The sequence below is a fragment of the Candidatus Gastranaerophilales bacterium genome (assembly GCA_028693235.1).
Classification (GTDB): domain Bacteria; phylum Cyanobacteriota; class Vampirovibrionia; order Gastranaerophilales; family Gastranaerophilaceae; genus JAQUVW01.
In genome coordinates this window covers 81,589-98,825 of record JAQUVW010000001.1, presented here as the reverse complement: position 1 = coordinate 98,825, position 17,237 = coordinate 81,589, and the positions used below count along the sequence as shown (strand labels likewise).

The following is a 17,237-nucleotide window of genomic DNA, read 5'->3' as shown; positions in this document are numbered from 1 at the left end:
TTTTTTATTAATCCTCTGAATCAAGCAGTGTTTCGTATTTTTTGAATTTTTTCATAAGCTCAGCAGCTTTTTTCATTGTTTGAATTTGTTTAATAAATTCTTTTCTCGGAACAGCAGGAGCACCTACGATAATTGACTTATCAGGGAAACTTTTTGAAACTCCGGCTTGAGCCATAACGATTGAATCGGCACCGATTTTTATATGGTCAGCCAAACCCGCTTGACCGGCAATAACTGTTCTGTCCCCGATAACGCAACTTCCTGCGATACCGACTTGAGAAACAATCATACAACCTTTGCCGATTTTGCAATTATGCCCGATTTGAACCAAATTATCAATTTTTGTTTGCTCACCGATTACAGTGTTTTCGATTGTACCTCTGTCGATGCAAGCATTTGCACCGATTTCAACATCATCTTCAACAACTACAGAACCGATGGAAGGGATTTTAAAAATCACTTGTTTAGTATTTGATTCTTTAATTTCTCCATCTTGCTTAGCTTGTTCAATATTATTTGGATTTTCGGTTACGAAACTGAACCCGTCAGCACCTAAGCTTACACCGTGTTGTAAAATAACCTTATTTCCGATAACTACATTATCACCAATGTTACACCCTGGGTGGAACAAGCAATTTTCACCGATTTGAACTGAACGTCCGACGTAGCAATTAGCTAAAATCGTAGTATTATTACCAATTGAAGCATTTCTTGAGACTACAACATTTGGACCTATAGAAACATTTTCGCCTAATTTTGCATCAGGATGAACAGTTGCTGTAGGATGAATTCCGTTATTTGACTCAGGCGGCATATAAAACAAATGTAACAATTTCATCATAGCCAATCTCGGTCTTTCAACTTCAATAGTTGAGATATTGTCCAAATTTACACCCAAAGGAACCAAAGCTGCTTTGGCTTTTGTCTTACCTAAATTAGCAATTTCATCTTCACCCAAGGCTAATGCCAATGTATTTTCATCAGACAACAATGGTGGAGCTATTCTGCCGATTTCAGCCACTTCGACTTGAGTAAGCAAACCTCCTACAATTTGTGAAATTTCTTCTAAGCTATAAAATTTCATGATTATTTCCCCTTTAAACTAATTTTTATCTTCTAATTTTAATACTTATAATAAAAAATATCAAATTATTAACCTGCAAAAAGCAAATTAATGCTTGATTTTTTCAATTAAAGATGTAGTTGACTTCCCTTCGACAAAACTTATAAACTCAATACGACCGCCGTTTTTCATGATAGTTTTAGCTTCAGGCAATGTTTCAACAGTATAATCTGCACCTTTTGTGTGAACATCAGGCTTAATTTGAGCAAGTAAGTCCATCGGAGAATCCTCATCAAATAAGACCACGTAATCAACGCACGCCAAAGCATTAAGGATTTCAGCCCTGTCATTTTCATTGTTAATAGGTCTTGTCGGGCCTTTTATACTTTTTACGGACTTATCAGAATTGAGAGCTACAATCATAATATCTGCAAAACTTTTTGTTTTTTGCAAATAACGAACATGCCCGACGTGCAAAATATCGAAACAGCCGTTAGTCGTAACTATTGTTTTTTTATCTGCTCTTAATCCATCTAATAAGTTATTCAAATCTTTTCTTGCGACCAATTGACCCACAATTCACTCCTTAAATTATTCAAAATAAAAAGGAAAGCGATATACTTTCCTTTTTAATTTTACTATAAAAATGTAATTATCAATAATCTAGTCTTTAGCAGATTTTTGAGCATCATTCAAAGCCGGATTTTTTTGAGCTTGTTCTTTAATTTGTTTTTGGATTACTTCAGGATTAAAGCTTGGGTCTTGGTAAACGATTTTTGCACCTGATTTTAGACTATCAACAAACTTTTGAAGAATTTTGACTTTTTCTTGATTTACTAAGTAATCTTTAATTTCGTTTTTGACCTTAGACAAAGGCTCAGTACCAGCCTTAATTCTGTCAGAAACCATTATTATATGGTAACCGTATGGAGTTTTAACTAAATCGCTGATTGTATTCGGTTGCATAGAGAAAGCTTTTTTAGAGAAGGTGTCAACCATTTCTTCTTTAGCAAAGTAGCCCAAATCGCCACCTTGTTTAGCACTCATAGTATCATCAGAATTTTCTTTAGCTAGTTTTGCAAATTGAGATGGGTCTTTTTTAACTTCTGCAAGTAATTTATTAGCTTTATCAAGCTTAGCAGCTAATTGTTCGTTAACTTTTTGTTCCACTTGTTCTTTAGACAATTTTTTGCCATCAGGTGTTGAAACAATAGATTGTCTAATTTCTTGAGGGTCAGCACTAATCAAAATATGAGAAGCTCTAACTTTGTCAGGATATTTGAATTTGTCGATATTTTGCTTGTAGTATTTTTGCACTGCAGAATCACTGACAGACACAACATCCAAAGAATCAACAAGTTTTTTAACTTTAACTTCTTCAGACAAATCTTTTTTGAATTGTTTAGCAGAAATCCCGTTTTGTTTAAGAATTTCATTAAATTTATCTTTAGAGCCGACTTTATCAATCATATTTTTCAATTCTTTGTTGATATCGTCATCAGTAACTTTGATATTACGTTTTTTCATTTCTTGTTCAAGAAGTTTTTTGACAATCAATTCATTAACAACTCTATCTTTCAACATCAAATACAAAAAGCTATTTTGGTCAGACTTCAAATCAACTCCCATTTGAGAAAACATAGGATTAGAAGCAACAGCGTCAAAAGCTTTGCTGTAATCTTGTTTTGTAATAGGCTCATTATTTACCAAAATGAGTGCATCTTTTTTGTTATTAAAACCACAACCTGCGAGGGCAAATGCCATCAAAGCGATTGTGCATAACAGTTTCAATTTTTTCATTAGTCGTCTCTCCTTACAAAAACGTTATTATTTCTGATAATCACACGTTATTTTAAATATATAATAAAATAAATTAGCCAGAATGTTAAATAATTCATCAAAAGTTAATAATCTTATGTTAATTAAAAGTATTGAATCACCGTCCTGACAGGTTTTGGGTGCTTCAACAAACTTGATATATTTTGTAATATTTGATGGTAAATTGGCATGGATAATATTCCACTCTGCTCTTTTGTATGGCAAATAGACTCTTACGTCGGTATCTGTTTCTCTGATTAAAGAGATGTTGACCTGATTGGCAAGAAGTCTTAAGTGAACCAATTTAATTAAATTTTCAACGGGCTTCGACATTTTCGAAAAGCGGTCTTTCCATTCAGCAGTAATCAAATCGAGCTCAGAAATAGATTCGACATCGGCTAAACGTTTATATTCAATCATTTTTTGTTCTTTTGAACCGACCCACTCATCAGGCAAATATGCAGTTGCATTAATATCAATGATGGTAGGCTTCTTCGTAACTTGTTTCTCATTTTGAATGTCGTTAATTGCTTCTTCTAAAAGAGCACAATATGTATCAAAACCGACATTAACCATTTGCCCGTGCTGTTTTGTGCCGAGTATGTTTCCGACGCCTCTAATCTCAATATCTCTTAGAGCAATTTGGTATCCGCTTCCGAGGGTTGTAAATTCTTTTATGGATTTAAGTCTTTTAATAGCTTCTTCGGTCAATTTTGCAGGATTTTTGTATAAACAATAGCAATAAGCTTGACGCTCAGAACGCCCGACCCTTCCTCTTAATTGATAAAGTTGAGCCAAACCGAACCTGTCTGAATCATGGATTATGATTGTGTTGGCGTTGGGGATATCAAGCCCTGACTCAATGATAGTAGTACATAGAAGCACATCATAATTTCCCTCAAGGAAATCTAGCATAATTTGTTCTAATTGTTTTTCGTCCATTTGCCCGTGAGCAACTGCTATCCTTGCATTTGGGACAAGTTCTTTTAACTGAGCACCAAACTCAAAAATAGTTTCGACTCTGTTGTAGAGATAAAAGACCTGACCGTCCCGCTCAAGCTCATAATTAATAGCATTTTTAACAATACTGTCTTTAAACTCACCTACGAATGTTTTGACGGGCAAACGGTTTGTTGGTGCGGTATTTATAATACTCATATCTTTTATACCCGACAACGACATGTATAAGGTTCTGGGGATTGGAGTCGCACTCATAGACAAAATATCAATATTTTTCTTGAGCATTTTGAGCTTTTCTTTGTGTTTAACTCCAAATTTATGCTCCTCATCGATTATAAGAAGTCCTAAATTTTTGAAAATAATATCATTTTGTAAAAGCCTGTGAGTTCCAACCACTATATCACACTCACCTAAAGCAAGGTTTTTCAAGGTTTCTTTTTGTTCTTTTTTGGTTCTAAAACGTGACATAAGTTCAACTTTTATAGGAAAAGGCTTAAATCTTTCTTTTAAAGTTTCGTAATGCTGCATAGCAAGAATTGTAGTAGGAACCACGACAGCAACTTGTTTTGAGGACATAACAGCTTTAAAAATAGCTCTTAATGCAACTTCGGTTTTGCCGAAGCCCACATCTCCGCAGATGAGCCTGTCCATGGGCTTTTCAGCTTCCATATCAGCTTTTGTATCGTTAATAGCCTTCATCTGGTCGGGGGTTTCAGTGTATTCAAAGGCTTCTTCCATCTCATACTGCCAAACCGTATCCGGCTCAAAAGCGTAGCCTTTTGCGAGCTCTCTGCGAGCATATAGATTTATGAGGTCTTGAGCGATATCTTCAATTGCTTTTTTAACTTTGTTTTTAGTGTTATTCCAGTCGTTGCCGCCCATTCTTGATAGGGAGGGCTTAACACTGCCTGAGCCTCTATATCTGCATAAAAGATTTATTTGTTCAGCCGGCATAAACAACTTGTCTTGATGAGCATATTCTATAGTCAAATAATCTTTTTCTTCACCATCAATTACTTGCTTAGAAATCCCCTTAAATACGCCAATACCGTGAACCAAATGGACAACAAAATCATCGACTTGAATATCATTTATAGATTCAATAAACTCTTGATTTTCCTTGTAATAGCCTGTTTTTTTCGCCGTAACATCTTTTGAGCGTTTGTTAAAAAGCTCTTTGTCCGTGAGGACAACAAGGTTATACTGCTGAATGACGCTTCCTGAAAAAGCGACATTTCCTGTTATAAAAATATTATTTTTTTCGGCAATATTATATGAAAAAGGGAGTTCAAATTCTTTAAGGATTTCCTCAACTCTTGAGTGGTAATCTGTTGCAATAACTACTTTTTGCCCTTGTTTTTGCTTATCATATATAAATTCAATAATATCTTCGATTTTGGAAGAAAAACTCGGAATTAAATCTGTGTCAAACTCAACGAGATATTCAGTTTCGTCATTTATGAAATTGTCAAAATAAATTTTTAGCTCGGGTGCAATCTCTTTTTTAAACTCATCAAACTGAATATGACTATATGAACCAAGAGGCAAATTCATACCGCTATGAAGATTGTCCGAATATTGTTTTTGGAGATTTGCATCATAAAACTCATATTTATTTTTAAACTGAGTGTACTCGTCAAAAACGATAATATAATCCTCTTTTAGAAAGTCTAAAACACCTTTCAAATCAGGATTTAAGTAATTTTCATAATATTCAATACCCTCAAAATATTCTTCTTCAGAGAGTTTTTCTTGAAATTCTTTAAATTTATCCTGAAGATATTCTCTGGTTTCAGATTTTGATGACGTTTTTGAATAACTTTCGATATTTGATTGAATATCTGACAAAAATTTCTTTTTATTTTTTTCATCAATAACAAATTTATACAAAGGTAAAATTTCAGTAGACTTCAATTTTTCAACGCTTCGTTGATTTTTGTTGTCGAAAGTTCTTATATCCACAACAGAATCGCCCCAAAGTTCAATTCTGACAGGTTTTTCATCAAGCGAAAAGACATCTATTATGTCCCCTCTTATGCTGAACTCTCCTGAATCTACCACCATTGTAGAGCGTTTGTAGCCTAAAGAAACAAGTTTTTTTGCAAATGTTTCAACATCAATAGAGTCGTCGATTTTAACTTTGATGGAATTCTTTTTTATGAAAGAAGTACTCGGAAACTTTTCAAAAAGTGCTTTTAGAGGAACTGCAACAACGTCAGGAGCGTTAGCCGTCGAGATTTCTTTCAGTAACTTTATTTGTTTTGCATATTTATAAGGATTTTTTGGCGTAACGTCATAGATAGAAGCATCTTGATAGGGAAAAATGTCCGAGTTAATATTGAGCAATTTTTCCAAATCATTGTTAAATTTCAAAGCAGTTTGCTCAGAATCCGTAAGCAAAAGGATTTTTTTACCTTGAACTTTTGAAATATAACCTATAACTAATATTTTTAAAATATTCGTAACACCAGAAACAGCAAATGACCGCCCCCATTTAATGTAAGATGAGATTTTGTCGTTTATTTCAAAATGTTCTGAATCCAAATACTTTAACATTCACCTATTTTAGCCCCGATTAAAATAATAATCAATTATTCATATGAAGATTTTCACCTTATAAATGGTTATACTGTTGACTATACGAATATAATTATAATGAGGGAACATCTATGAAAAAATTATTAAACATCGCAACCTTAATCACACTCGGTGCTCTTAGTTCAAATATAGCACTTGCTGACGGAATGGTATTCGACCCAGTTGACTACCCTGCTCCACCAAAAACAACCCCAAGCATTGAAAAAGCATCAACAAAAGCAGTTCCTGCAAAAAATGCTGCTGCTAAAACAACAAACTTGACAGAAACCGTCACAAAAGAAAATGACAACTTGCAAAATGCTATGTTCCAAATAGATAGTGCTCAAGTTGAAATAAGAAATACACTTTTGGAATACAAATCAAAATACACCGATGTTGACAATCAATATAAATTAATTAAAGAAGAAAGAAAAGTCTTGAATAAACAAGTTAAAGCCATCGAGAAAAAAATTAAAGACCTGGATAAAACAAAAGAAAAAATCAGAAAAAATATGATTTAGTCCTAAATCAAAGCGTTGAAAACGTTAATTTCTATACGATACAACACTAATAAAGAAGCCCCTCAAAAGGCTTCTTTTTCTTTATATGTTCAACAACTTTTTAATTTCCGAAACATCAAGCGTGTTTAACTTGTTTTTGAAGCTGGCGACATTGCTCAATTCTTCTTTTAAAGAAGAATAAAAGGTGTTTTCTCTTATTTTTGACGCATTGACAGACTCTTTAAATGCAATATTATAAACAGTTTCATCCTCCAATTTCTTAACCGAAATAATCCCCGAGTCAGCTAATAGCGAAACTGCAAGCTCAACAGAGTTTATCGAAACGTTTATATATTTTGCGACATCAAAAACGTCAAATTTCCCGTTTTTATTTTTGCAAGAATATCGAGCCATGCCTGATACAAGCTTTATAAATTCATCTATGGAAGGTGTTTTAGAGTCAAAATTCATCAAATGAATTAAAGAAGGCGAAGATTTTGAGATAATTTTTTCAAACACATCTTTAGACGGAGGGCAATCAAAAAACATAATTTGAGCAGCGTCATCAGGGGCGGATTTTCTGTCAAAGATGCAATATGATTGATTTTCAATGCCTGAAACAAAATCTTTTGCTCTTTTTGACTCGATAAAAAGAGCAGTTTTTTCTTTAGAAGACCTTATATAATCACAGATTTGAGAGAACATATCTGTTTTTTTTCGAGAATCAATTATGTCGCAGTCTTTTGCAGAACACAAAGCATTTTCTTGTAAAAAATCAGAATGGACATCAGATAAATCCAACTGAACCGAAACATTTCCGTTAAAAGAATTTATTTTAGGCGAAAAAGCAATATCCAGTGGCGAGCCTAAAGGCAGAGAAAATGATGGTACATTCCACTTTACACACTCTAACATGGTACCGTTTGATGATTTTACAAAAAGTTTCAGATGATTTTGATTTTGTCCCATCATTTTGAAACTGTTTACCGATAGATTTCTCAATGCAAAAACAGGAGCAGGATTCATCGCCCCAAATGGTTGCAAAGCATTGATTTCAGCGACCAAATCTATAGACAAAGACTCCGGAGTAAGCTCAAAATCAATATCAATTATAGGGGTCAAATCAACATTTAGAGTAGCCTCAACGATTGTTGAATTAAGCTCCGTTCTAAAATTTTCAAAAGAAATTGTATTTTCATCAAAACTGAAACCTGCAGCTAAAGAGTGCCCCCCAAAACCTATAAATAAATCCGAATGAACAGACAATACCTCAAAGACATTCACCTGCGGAATACTTCTGCAAGAGCACCTGATAACACTATTTTCCTCTTTATCCTTAGTCATCATAAAAACAGGAACATTGAATTTTTCGACCAGTTTTGACGCAACAATACCGATAACACCAATGTGCCAACCGTTTTTAAAAAGAGCAATAGAGCTTTTATACAGTTGAGGCTCAGAGTTAATCATATCAAGTGCCTCAAGGTAAATATCATCGCATAATTGTTGACGCTCAGCGTTTAATGTATTCAAAACCTCGACACATTTTTCAACTTCAGACTCATTTTCTGAAGTTAAAAGCCTAAATGCGACATCTGCAGTATCTAACCTGCCTGCAGCGTTAATTCTGGGAGCTACCGTAAACGCTATTGTCTCAGAATTAATATTATCAAAATTTTGTACACCTGCAGTCTTTAAAAGCTTAGTCAAGCCGTAATTTCGCTCGTTTTTTATGAGCATGAGCCCCATTTCGACAAAACATCTGTTTTCACCTAAAAGAGGAACAACATCAGCAATAGTACCTAAAGCGACAAGCGGCAACAAATCATTAAAAGCCTCAACCTTGTCAAACTCTTGCAAAACAGCAACTGCAAGCTTGAATGCGACCCCGACACCTGCCAGATAATTCAGATTTTCAATTTCCTCAAGAGTCAAATCCTCAGACAAAGCACCTTGAGCCTTAGGGTTTAATATTGCATACGCAGGAGGAAGCTCCTCGGGTGCCTCATGGTGGTCTGTCACAATAACATCTGTTTTAAACCCGTTTGCAAATTTTATCTCTTGAATATTTGAAACGGCACAATCCACGGTAATAATAAGCTTTGCCTTGTTTTTAGAAATTATATTTACTAAAGCTTTTGTGTTGAGCCCGTGACTTTCAGTTTCTCGATTTGGTATATAATAACTTACATTTGCCCCTACTGTTTTTAAAGTTTTAAACAAAACAGAAGTCGAGGTTATGCCGTCAGCGTCAAAGTCACCGTAGATTGTAATGTTTTCGCCCGCAGCAACGGCTATTTTTATTCGGTCTACAGCCTTTTGCATATCAGAAAAAACATCTGGCGGAGTAATTTTCATTTTCAAAGGATTAAGAAAATCAACAGCTTTAGAAGCATTATCAATACCTCGATTCACCAACAACCGAGCGACAATGTCACTTTTCGCTACGTTTAAAACATCATTAGGGACTTTTTTAAGTCCCTTGATTTTCCAAATTCTTTTCAATTATTCTCCCGCAAATTATGGTTTAAATATCTTCAAGCTCGTCATCGGCTTCATTTTCGAAATCTTTATCTTCTTTAATTTTATCGATAACGATTTTAGCCATTTCTTTAGCGATGATATGTTGAGTTTCAGAAGGACAATTTTCGAGCATATTAATAGCTGTTCTCAAAGTTTTGTCGATATCATACCATCTGCCACCTCTATCAGGAATACCTTCATCGACCGCTTCGATAATTTCTTCAACATCAGAATATTCGCTGTAAGACAAATTGTGCTCAACAATAATTTTGATAAGGTTTAAAGCAACTTTAATTTGAGTTTCATCATCTGATTCTTCAAGAGTTTTCATAGAACGAGATAAGATAGGATCTTTGTCATACCATCTGCGTGCGTTTTCGCTGTATTCGTCGCGCATAATTTTCTCCCTTTTTAGCCTTGTTTAAAACTGACCCCGAAGCCTGCTCTCGGATAACGCCAGTCTATACATTTTTTTTCGCAAGCTATTCTGCAAGCACCGCACTCCAGACAATTTTCATATCTTACAAGGAGTGTTTTATCCTCAGCTCTCCAAGCATAAACATTTGCGGGGCAAACATAAGTGCACGCTTTACTTTTGCATTTGATACATTTTTCCTGATTAGGATTCAAATGACATTGCGTATCACAAGTATATTTTACACTAAACAATTTGTCATCTATATTTGAATTTAATTTAATATCATCAGCCATTATTTAAGCACCCCGATTCCCATTTTCAGTGCGTCACAAGCATCTTTAAAGAGATCAGAAATTTTTCGATTTTTAATAAAATTCTTAATAAATCTTCTAAAATTTTCTTTTTTAGGCATGCTGTCGACATTAGTAAAAGTGTGGAAGAAAGCATTTATTTGTTCAGGATAATATCCCAAGAAAGACTTTGAGTTGGAGTGGACAATGCCAATAATATCCTTATAAGACTTCAAATCTTTCATGATAAAACTTGAATCCAATTTTTCCTGATAAAGAGCCAACATATTTTCAGAAAAATCATGAGCCTCAAGAGCCTCAATTGCGGTTTCAGCAGCTAATTTTCCACTGACAAGAGCAAGATTTGTACCTTCCCAATGGACATTGTTTACGAGCATGCCGGCGTCACCGGCAACCATCAAACCGTCAGTGTATAGCTTTGGAATAGAGTTGTAGCCACCTTCGGGGATTAAATGAGCAGAATACTCAAGCAACTCACCACCTTTAATAAAAGGTTCAATAGCAGGGTGGAGCTTTAGCTCGTTCAAAAGGTCGTATGGCTTCAACTTGCGTTTTTTGAGCTCATCTAAAGTAACACCTAAACCGATGACAACCGATTCTTTGTTTGTGTAGAGATATCCCAAGCCGAGCATGCCTGAGAGGGGTCCTCCTATAAGCTCAGAAACAGAGCCCGTATCAGAATCGAGATTAAATCTTTCTTCGAGGATATTTTTAGGCAATTTAATAACTTCTTTAATTCCGAGAGCGACGGCATTGTCTTTGATATCGCTTCTTAGACCTGCTTTTTTTGCCAAAAGTGAATTGACACCATCAGCGAGAATAACTATATCAGAATAAAAGCTTTCCAAATCAGTTTTAACTCCAATAACTCGTCCTGAGCGTTTTATCAAATCCCGAACAACAGTTCTCGGAGCGAAGTAGGCACCTGCTTTTTTGGCTTCATTTATGCACCACCTGTCCCATTTAGCACGAATCACCGTAAAACTGTTGTAAGCGTCTTGTTCTTTGTGCTTATAGCTTATGGTAGTAGCGTCTGAGCCTGACATAACAACATATTTATGCTCGACATTATTTCTTTCAACGGGGGCTGTTTCCCAAAAGTTCGGAAAAATTTCAGCAGTAGGTCTGGCATAAATAGCTCCACCGAACATATTTTTGCTACCTGCAAAATCCCCACGTTCAATTATCACGACTTTTTTACCGGCACGAGCGAGAGTAATCCCTGCACTGACGCCTGCAGGACCTGCCCCTACGACTATTACATCTACTTTATTTTCGTTCATCAAATCACCCTGTCTAACGAAATAATTATACAATTATAACTACATTTTAGGCAAGCGAAAAATGAATAATAAAACAACAAATTTTTGACTATAAAATCAGCTAAAATTGATATTTATTTTCAACACGGCTTATGTAAGAGTCAAAATCTTTTTCATCAAGGATATAACACCACTCGCCGACACCGTTTTTGTGATGTTTTTTGAACCCGATTTTATCATAAAATTTATCATTTATAGAAGTAAGAGCAACGGCACTTTTCCCTTGTTCTTTGGCAACTTTTACCGCCCCATAAATAGCTAGCTCACCTGCACCTTTCATAGCCGGCGGTTTTGTTCCCAAATATTGAGGAGCAGCTTGCAAAAATGATATGTTCAGAGCATCTGGGAATTGGGTATATTGAGGTGACGCTGTCTGCATTAAAGACATAACTTTTTTTTGAAAAGGAAGATTTTCGTCTTTTAATTCAATTGCATAATAATCTACAAAATCTCTTTTTTGTATAAAATTGTTAATCAACGCACCGCTTAAATCCAAATAGCCCCAAACAGATTCATGCATTTTTGTCATATTTTCAAAATCTTCAGGATTATCAATTTTTAATTGAGAAAATGAAGCTTCCTGAGGTGCATAAATTCCTCGTTTTCCATTTAAACCGACTAATTTTTTCAATTTGACATCATATAACGGAGTGCTTGTGAAAGAAACAGATTTTGCACTTTTCAAAGCAAAACCACAGCCGAAAGAGCCTTTGATTTTTTGGGCTGAATAATCGTTATATTCACGCTTTACAATTGAATCTGTAGCTGTTACAGGCTTTTGTAAAGTATAATTATTGCGGCGTGATAAATTTGGCAGTAGATTTACTCTCATACTCTTGAGTAAAAATCAAACAAAATATTTTTTGCTAATTCAATTTATATTTTTTAGCAATCTTGTCTAAAAACTCGTCAAATTTTTCAGCAGGAAGCTCGTACCAACCACCGGCACCGTCTTCGTATGTTTCAACAGCAGAAAAGCCCATCTTGTTGTAAAAAGAATTATTTGTAGAAAGTAGCCCCACTTTGCTAAACCCATGCTCTTTCGCCTGACGAACAGCACCATAAAGTGACATTTCGCCTGAGCCTTTTATTGATGTAGTTTCAGCCTTGTTTGCGATTTTCGGAGAAGCTTGCAACAATTTAACTTCAAACAAATCCCTATCTTTTGTTTTCTTAGGATTTGTAGTTTCAATAAGGCAAGTAATCCTATCTTGCAATTCTTTTACAGCATCTTTTAGTTCAGTAACGAAGTAAGATTTATCTTCTTTTCGTTTTATGAAGTTATCGGCAAAACAATCCGCATAATCAGTTTTCCCAAGCCTTTTCCATATATCTTGAACGTTGAGCATTGCCCACTCATCGCCCTCATTTTTTATAATAAGTTCTGAAAAATTGGCAGGTATAAGCTTCTGAACACCATCAACTACTTGACGCAAATTAACATCATAAATCGGGTTTGCACCGAACGAAACTGATGACTTAGCCGTTTTTGCAGGCAAAATCCCATACGCACCTTGCAAAAGTTTAGACGAAATCTCACTTGTCTTTATTGCACCACTATCTTGTGGAGCTAATGGCTGAGCAGCAAGTGCTTCTTTTTGATTATTTAATGTTTTTTCTTGTACCAAAGGAACTGCTGAAATTTTCATACTGTATTTAAAAATATATTTGTGACAAAATTGCCTTGAAAAGAGGTCTAATATGAAATTTGAAACAATGAGAAACATTTTGTTGAGTGCAATTTTATCCCTAATCTCAATAAATCAAGCACTGGCAGTCAATATTGTCTACCCGAAAGAAATTCAGACCTCTGTTGATGCAAATTCAACATTTTTTATCGGCTCTGCAACGCCCACTTCAAAAGTTTATATTAATGATGAAGAAATAAAAGTCTGGCAAGACGGCTCATTTGTCCACGTAGTTCCTCTAAAACTAGGCGAAAACCTGTTTAAAATAAAAGAAATAAGCGAAACAACCACTGATGAAAAATTCTATATGGTAATAAAAAAACCACGAGATATTTATTCAATTGAAACTCAAGACTACCAACCATTTGCGGCAGGTGAATATTTAACGGCAAAAACGATAAAAGACAATGTTCCACTCCGAAATGCACCCAATAGCGATGGTTTTAGACTTACTCATCTTTCAAAAGATACTGTTTTGTTTTTAGAAGGGAAGCAAGCAAATTATTATAAAGTCGGAATGGGTAACGGTGAAGTATTTTGGATTGACGAAAACCTTGTTTCGATAGAAAACTCAACTGTAGAACGACCAATGGCAAATATTTGTGAAACAACATTTTCAGCAGATAAAAATTACAACTACCTAAAAATCACCCCCACAATTCAAGTCCCCTATAAAATCACAGAAAGGGGGGCAAATATTGACTTGACGTTATACGGAATTAAATCAACTTTTGATTTGGCACCTAAAATCAATACCCAAAACTTTTTCCCTCAAGTAAAAATAACAGCCTACGACGCAAACAACGTAAAAATAACATTCCCGTCAACACAACGACTCTGGGGATATGATTGCAAATATATCGACGGAAGCCTTGTTTTTCAACAAAGGAAGGCCCCTTGCGTAAACCCGAATTGCCCGCTACTAGGAATTACAATAGCACTTGATGCAGGTCACGGAGGCAAAGAGCCGGGCTCTATAGGACCTACGGGTGCTAAAGAAAAAGACATAAATCTTGATATCGCAAAAAAATTGAACGAAGAGCTCACAAAAGCTGGTGCAAATGTTGTAATGACAAGGGATACAGACAAATATGTCGATTTATATGAAAGAGTAAAAATCGCACAAGAGAATAATGCCCTAATGTCAATAAGCATACACGCTAACGCCCTAGCCGACGGAGGCAATCCTTACGTAAAACACGGAACAGGAGTTTACTATTTTAATCCCGAATCGATGAATTTAGCACAAACGGTTAAAATGAAAATGATAACAGAACTCGGGACAAATGATGACGGTCTTTTCCGCTCAAGCCTTGTGCTTACACGTCCTACAAACCCGCTTTCAATCCTTATTGAAACAGCATATATGATTCATCCGGAGGAATATCAGCTTCTTTTAGATGAAAATTTCCGCCGCAAAGCAGCCTTGGCTATAAAAGACGGGCTAATTGAATATTTGTTAAAACCCTAACCTCTATAATATTTAGAAATATCTTCAAAATATTTTTCAAGAGCCATATAACCGTTATAAACCTCATTAGTCAAGGCTGTATAGCGAGTAGCTACTAAGAATTTTAATTCTTTAGCTCTTACTTGAATTATTTCATCAGCATCAATTCTCAAATCAACATCCAAGGATAATGACCATTTTTTAAGGAAAGATAATTCTTCATTAATCTGTTTGATTGTCGAAAATTCAAGAGGATTAAAATCATATTTAGCTAGTAAAGACTGTTCTTTGTTATTTATTCTTGATTGAACAACAGGGAATCCATAGACTTTTTTGATTATCATATAATTGTCTGCAACACGCCTGTGAGAAGAAGGAACGCCGCCCCTTGCAAGCATAGCAGAAGTACTTAATGTACTAAAACTGTCACTATCATCAGAAAGTGAGCAAATATCTGTAGTTTCTGTATATAGCCTGTCTACGGGTATCTTTATCTCGTTAATTGTCCTAATCTCCATAAAATCTTGACCTTATAAGTATAAGTCTATGATATATTCTAAATTTCCATTTGTCATGGATTTTTGAACTTTTATTAAGTTTTATAATTAAAAAAAACACAACGCTAAAATCATTTTTGATTTATAATACTGATATGTTTAAATTTGATGTAATAGTAGTAGGTGCAGGTCACGCAGGATGTGAAGCGGCAATAAGTGCAGCAAGACTCGGTGCAAAAGTCCTTCTTGCGACGTTGAATATTGACAATATTGCCCTTATGCCATGTAACCCTGCCATCGGTGGTCCAGCAAAATCTTGCCTTGTCCGTGAAATAGACGCCCTAGGCGGAGTTATGGGGATTTGTACCGACGCTACATACGTGCAACTCAAAATGTTAAACTCCTCTAAAGGACCTGCTGTTCGAGCTCTAAGAGCACAATCGGATAAAAAAGAATATATGGCATATATGCGTCATATACTTGAATCAGAAGAAAATATATCGCTTAAACAATGCACTATGTCAGAACTTTTGACTGAAAACGGTATAGTTAAAGGCTTAAAAGACGAATTCGGACTTAAATATTTTGCACCTGCAATTATTTTGACAACAGGTACTTCGCTTGAAGGAAAAATTTGGATAGGATTAAAATCACTCGAATTCGGAAGACTTGGAGAAGCTAGTGCGAAGGGGCTTTCAGGCTCATTGAAAAAACACGGACTAACGATTTCAAAGTTAAAAACCGGCACTCCTGCAAGAGTTGACGGAAGAACCTTGGATTATTCAAAAATGCAAGAACAACCTGGCGACAAAGACCCGACTTTCTTTTCTTTTGAACCTAACCGACCGATTAGAGAACAACACCCTTGTTTTTTAACTCGCACGACCGATAAAACCCACGAAATAATCAGAGCAAATCTTGACCGTTCTCCTATGTATTCAGGAATGATTCACGGAAGAGGTCCAAGATACTGCCCGTCTATTGAAGATAAAGTTGTGAGATTTGCCCACAACCCCTCACACCATATTTTTATTGAACCGGAAGGGCTACATACTTACGAAATGTATGTTGGCGGATTTTCTACAAGTTTACCTGCCGAAGTTCAAATTGATATGCTGAAATCTTTACCAGGATTAGAAAATGTCCATATAATAAAACCTGCTTACGCTGTTGAATACGACTATGTTCCTGCCGTTCAACTGGAGCATTCTTTGATGACAAAAAATATCAAAGGACTATTTTGTGCCGGTCAAATTAACGGAACAAGCGGTTACGAAGAAGCTGCCGCACAAGGTCTGATTGCAGGGATTAACGCTGTTCAATACTTGAATAAAAAAGAACTTCTAACTCTATCTAGAAGTTCCTCCTACATCGGAACTTTAATTGACGACCTCGTTACCAAAGATATTGATGAACCCTACAGAATGTTGACTTCTCGCTCTGAATATCGATTAATTTTAAGGCAGGATAACGCAGACGAAAGGCTTACCGAAATAGGTTACGAAGTAGGTCTGATAAGTGATGAACGCTTTGAAAGATTTAAACAAAAACAAAAAATGATTGCTGACGAAATCGAAAGAATGAAAACAGATAAAGTTTCTGCTACCGCTGAAACCAATCAAATTTTAGAAAAATACGGTGAAAAGTTGGAGCGTGGTTCCAAATTAATCGAGTTAATAAAACGCCCGAATATCAATTATAAAATTTTACAAGAATTGAGCTCAAAAACCAAAGAACTTAATCTTCCGAGAGATGTTTATGAACAAATTGAGGTAAAAATAAAATATGACGGCTATATAAAACGACAACTCGACCAAGTCCAAATGGCCGGAAAGCTTGATAACATACACATTCCGGCATCGATTGATTATAATGAAATCAGCCACATTTCAATAGAAACAAGAGAAAAACTCTCAAAAATCCGCCCTGCAACTATCGGGCAAGCTGCCAGAATCGGGGGCGTAAAACCTGCTGATATTTCAGTTTTAATGGTTATTATAGAATCTCACGGCACAAAAGCTCGTGGCTAAAAGTTGCAATACATTTCAAGACAATGTTTTATAAAACTTGTAGAACAATTCAATATTTGTTAATTCCTCTTTAATTGCAA

Annotated in this window: 14 protein-coding genes; 3 read left to right on the top strand and 11 right to left on the bottom strand. The window is 35.4% G+C overall.

Annotation, left to right across the window (positions count from 1 at the left end; translation table 11 throughout):
* Positions 1–7: 7 nt before the first annotated feature.
* From lpxD to mfd, 4 genes are all read right to left on the bottom strand, one after another.
* Entirely contained in the window at positions 8–1,084 is a 1,077-nt protein-coding gene (gene lpxD / locus PHV37_00480; protein ID MDD3236555.1) for a UDP-3-O-(3-hydroxymyristoyl)glucosamine N-acyltransferase, read from the bottom strand.
* An 87-nt stretch (positions 1,085–1,171) separates the two neighbouring features.
* A complete protein-coding gene (rfaE2, locus tag PHV37_00475) occupies positions 1,172–1,639 on the bottom strand; it encodes a D-glycero-beta-D-manno-heptose 1-phosphate adenylyltransferase (protein MDD3236554.1) in 468 nt (155 codons plus the stop codon).
* A gap of 87 nt (positions 1,640–1,726) precedes the next feature.
* Positions 1,727–2,863, bottom strand: coding sequence for a peptidylprolyl isomerase (locus PHV37_00470; GenBank protein MDD3236553.1), 1,137 nt, complete (start codon positions 2,861–2,863; stop codon positions 1,727–1,729).
* Between the two features lie 27 nt (positions 2,864–2,890).
* A complete protein-coding gene (gene mfd, locus PHV37_00465; GenBank protein ID MDD3236552.1) occupies positions 2,891–6,397 on the bottom strand; it encodes a transcription-repair coupling factor in 3,507 nt (1,168 codons plus the stop codon).
* 113 nt (positions 6,398–6,510) lie between these two features.
* Here mfd and PHV37_00460 point away from each other — a divergent pair, with 113 nt between their 5' ends.
* Positions 6,511–6,939 carry a hypothetical protein gene (locus PHV37_00460; GenBank protein ID MDD3236551.1) on the top strand — a complete coding sequence of 143 codons (429 nt, stop codon included), beginning with the start codon at positions 6,511–6,513 and terminating at the stop codon, positions 6,937–6,939.
* A gap of 81 nt (positions 6,940–7,020) precedes the next feature.
* Here PHV37_00460 and recJ read toward each other — a convergent pair whose 3' ends face one another.
* From recJ to PHV37_00430, 6 genes are all read right to left on the bottom strand, one after another.
* On the bottom strand, positions 7,021–9,423 hold the full coding sequence (gene recJ / locus PHV37_00455) for a single-stranded-DNA-specific exonuclease RecJ (protein ID MDD3236550.1): 2,403 nt from the start codon (positions 9,421–9,423) through the stop codon (positions 7,021–7,023).
* 22 nt (positions 9,424–9,445) lie between these two features.
* Positions 9,446–9,838 carry a hypothetical protein gene (locus PHV37_00450; protein ID MDD3236549.1) on the bottom strand — a complete coding sequence of 131 codons (393 nt, stop codon included), beginning with the start codon at positions 9,836–9,838 and terminating at the stop codon, positions 9,446–9,448.
* A gap of 14 nt (positions 9,839–9,852) precedes the next feature.
* Complete coding sequence (locus PHV37_00445) at positions 9,853–10,152, bottom strand: 4Fe-4S dicluster domain-containing protein (GenBank protein ID MDD3236548.1); 300 nt, start codon at positions 10,150–10,152, stop codon at positions 9,853–9,855.
* Positions 10,152–11,453, bottom strand: coding sequence for an FAD-dependent oxidoreductase (locus PHV37_00440; protein ID MDD3236547.1), 1,302 nt, complete (start codon positions 11,451–11,453; stop codon positions 10,152–10,154). The genes PHV37_00445 and PHV37_00440 overlap by 1 nt, the downstream gene beginning before the upstream one ends.
* Positions 11,454–11,553: 100 nt before the next feature.
* A complete protein-coding gene (locus PHV37_00435) occupies positions 11,554–12,324 on the bottom strand; it encodes a hypothetical protein (GenBank protein ID MDD3236546.1) in 771 nt (256 codons plus the stop codon).
* Between the two features lie 34 nt (positions 12,325–12,358).
* The gene (locus PHV37_00430; protein ID MDD3236545.1) at positions 12,359–13,141 is read right to left on the bottom strand and encodes a hypothetical protein; all 783 of its coding nucleotides are present in this window, start codon (positions 13,139–13,141) and stop codon (positions 12,359–12,361) included.
* A gap of 52 nt (positions 13,142–13,193) precedes the next feature.
* Here PHV37_00430 and PHV37_00425 point away from each other — a divergent pair, with 52 nt between their 5' ends.
* Positions 13,194–14,651 carry an N-acetylmuramoyl-L-alanine amidase gene (locus PHV37_00425; GenBank protein MDD3236544.1) on the top strand — a complete coding sequence of 486 codons (1,458 nt, stop codon included), beginning with the start codon at positions 13,194–13,196 and terminating at the stop codon, positions 14,649–14,651.
* Here PHV37_00425 and PHV37_00420 read toward each other — a convergent pair.
* Positions 14,648–15,148 carry a hypothetical protein gene (locus PHV37_00420; protein MDD3236543.1) on the bottom strand — a complete coding sequence of 167 codons (501 nt, stop codon included), beginning with the start codon at positions 15,146–15,148 and terminating at the stop codon, positions 14,648–14,650. The two genes, PHV37_00425 and PHV37_00420, sit on opposite strands and share 4 nt — an antisense overlap.
* Before the next feature lie 134 nt (positions 15,149–15,282).
* On the opposite strand from PHV37_00420, the gene mnmG reads away from it, so the two are divergent.
* Positions 15,283–17,157, top strand: a complete 1,875-nt coding sequence (gene mnmG, locus PHV37_00415) for a tRNA uridine-5-carboxymethylaminomethyl(34) synthesis enzyme MnmG (GenBank protein MDD3236542.1) — start codon at positions 15,283–15,285, stop codon at positions 17,155–17,157.
* Positions 17,158–17,237: the final 80 nt, after the last annotated feature.